Below are 2,931 nucleotides of genomic sequence, written 5' to 3' on the forward strand. Positions count from 1 at the left end.
AACCATATTTACTTTCGTTTGATGCCAAAATATGTTGAAACCAAGAGTGCGCCATTTCGTGTGCAATAACTCCTTGCAAACCATCAAAAGTTCCCTCGCCAAGGATCAAGGTACACATTGCATATTCCATTCCGCCATCGCCACCTTGAATTACAGAATACTGTTTGTAAGGATAAATGCCTACAATTTTATTGTAAAACTCCATTGTTTTTACCGTAATTGGTTGTGCTTTTTTCCAGTTTTCTATAATTTTCGGATTATTTTTATATAAAAAATGAAGCGTTGCACCATTTGGAACTTGCACTACATCGTGAATATAATTTTTATCTGCAGCCCAAGTAAAATCGTGCACATTTGGTGCTACAAAATGCCAAGTAAGCGTTTTTTGTTTCTTTGGTGTTTTTACAATAATTCCGCTATCTTGATAGTTGTAGCCAATTTCATTTGGATTTTGTAAATAACCAGTAGAACCCAAAATATAATTTTTATCGATAGTTATTTTTACATCAAAATTTCCCCAAACTCCGTGAAATTCTCTTGCAACATATTGTTCTGCGTGCCAACCTTCAAAGTCAAATTCTGCCATTTTTGGATACCATTGACTCATAGAAAGTTCAATTCCTTCTTTATTATTTCTACCAGAACGACGAATTTGAATTGGAACTTGACCATTAAAATCTAAACTAAAAACAGTAGATGTTCCAGGAAGAATTGGCTTAGACAAAGTAACTTCTAGTATAGTTTCAATTTCTTTTACTGTTGTAGAAACTCCATCTTGTTTAAAATTAGAAACATGTAAATAACCAATTTCGTTAGGTTTTAACTTGGCAATTCTACTTTCGTTTCTTGTAGTTTTATCGTCAACTTTTATTTTGTCAACCATTCTACCGTCAGGATCTTTTACATTTTGCAAACGCATATCCATTTCACTTCGTGGTTGAAACGCATTGTTGTACAAATGATAAAAAACCTTTTTTAAAGTATCTTGAGAATTATTGGTATAAACCAATTCTTGCGTTCCTTTATATTGATAGGTTTTTACATCCATAACAACATTTATTTTATAATCTACTTTTTGTTGCCAGTAAAAAGTGCTTTGAGAAAATGCAGTTGCAGAAGTTAGGATAAGAAATAGGAATATTTTTTTCATAATAGTTTGCATAAAATAAAATTCACAAATTTTAATCAAATTGCTGATAAAATTTGTGAATTTTGATTAAATTAATTAGAATCTTATTTTTTACTCATTTCCTCAGCCATTAATAATGCATTGTAGGCATTTACAATTTTACCAGATTTAGAAGCGCTTGTAAAAGTTGCTTTGGCTTTTTCTTCGCCCAAAATAACTTCAGTAGAAATTGCTGTTCCAGAATCCATTAAAATATGTTTTACTTGCGATGCTGTTAATGTTGGATAATACGAACGAATTAATGCAGCAACTCCAGCAGCATTTGGTGCAGCCATTGATGTTCCGTTTTCATATTTATATTTCATGTTTGGAACAGTTGCATAAATTTTAACACCAGGCGAAAACACGTCTACATTATTAGAACCAAAATTAGAAAAATCGGCAACTAGTTTAGAACCATATTCAAAATTTAATGCTCCAATTGTAATTAAATTATCAGAAAGTTCTACACCATTTTTTTCATCTGTTGGAAAATTAGGTGCAACATCAATATTTTTAGAATCGTTTCCTGCAGCGTGAACTATTAATACGTCTTTACTTTCGGCATATTTTATTGCATCATAAACCCATTGTGTGTGTGGTGAATAATCTTTTCCAAAACTTCCGTTTATTACTTTTGCACCATTATCTACAGCGTAACGAATTGCCAAAGCGATATCTTTATCATATTCATCACCATTTGGAACAGCTCTTACTGGTAAAATTATAACATTTGTAGCAACACCATCGCCACCTTTATTGTTTCCTCGAAGTTGTGCAATAATTCCAGAAACGTGTGTTCCATGTTCAGCATCAGCTACATCTGGACCTTTTACGTTTCCGTTTCCGTAGAATTTACTGTCCATATTTTCTGGATTATCGCCAGTTTTTCTACCGCTAAAATTCACATTTAAATTGTAATTTACTTGTCCGTAAATATAATCTACATACGATTTTATTTCATCTTGAAAACCAACTCCAGCTTGAGTTGCAATGCTTGTCATGATGGTTTTACTTTTAGTTAACTCAGCATCAGTAGTTGAAATTTTCTTTAAATCTTCAATAGTATAAATTTCTTTTTTCAAGTATTTTTTAATGTCTTTATCAGCTTTATCAATCATATCAACTTGAGGTTTTTGTTGCATCATCCCAGCCAATTTTTCGTCTAATTCTGCTTTTGCTCTTCTGTAGGTTTCACTTCCATCATCTCCTTTTTTTACTATTCTAGTTAATTCTAGATTTTCATCTGTAGCTTCGCCTAGAAAATTCCATCCGTGAATGTCATCTACATAACCGTTTTTGTCATCGTCAATTTTGTTTCCAGCAATTTCTTTTTTGTTGGTCCAAATTTTTCCTTTTAAATCTTCGTGGTCAATATCTACACCAGAATCTATTACGCCAACAATTACTGTTGTTCCTTTTTTACCTTTTAATAATTGGGCATAAGCTTTATCAACACTCATTCCAGGAATGGTATCTTTGGCTAAATCTAAATGACTCCAACGTTGCAAATCGGTTTCTTTTATTGGTGATGTTTTTAATGGTTGCTTGTCAATATTAGCAGGATTGGTGCTCATTATTGGAGCAATAGCCGAGTTACAACTTGACAGTGCAATTGCTATTAAAGTTGAAATAAAAATTGGTTTTATTGATCTCATAATTATAATTTTTTTAAAAATTGGTCTAAAAGTATTGGGTTTTGTTACAAATTAAAAATGATTAACATTAGATTAAGATATCTTTACAAGTAAAAACTTCTTTTA

The 2,931-nt window shown here is 31.7% G+C and carries 2 protein-coding genes; both read right to left on the reverse strand.

Annotated elements, in window-relative coordinates:
* Nucleotides 1–1,150 (reverse strand): M1 family metallopeptidase (locus tag ACH2BO_RS09915; RefSeq protein ID WP_395044585.1); only part of this gene is annotated, 1,150 nt, incomplete at its 3' end.
* Nucleotides 1,151–1,233: 83 nt separating this feature from the next.
* Entirely contained in the window at nt 1,234–2,826 is a 1,593-nt protein-coding gene (locus ACH2BO_RS09920; protein ID WP_395044586.1) for a S8 family peptidase, read from the reverse strand.
* Nucleotides 2,827–2,931: the final 105 nt, after the last annotated feature.

Source organism: Flavobacterium sp., from assembly GCF_043773265.1.
Taxonomy (GTDB): Bacteria; Bacteroidota; Bacteroidia; order Flavobacteriales; family Flavobacteriaceae; genus Flavobacterium.

What these genes read in the sequence shown, in the direction of transcription:
- ACH2BO_RS09920 (WP_395044586.1), bottom strand. Translation starts at nt 2,826, where the DNA reads ATGAGATCAATAAAACCAATTTTTATTTCAACTTTAATAGCAATTGCA.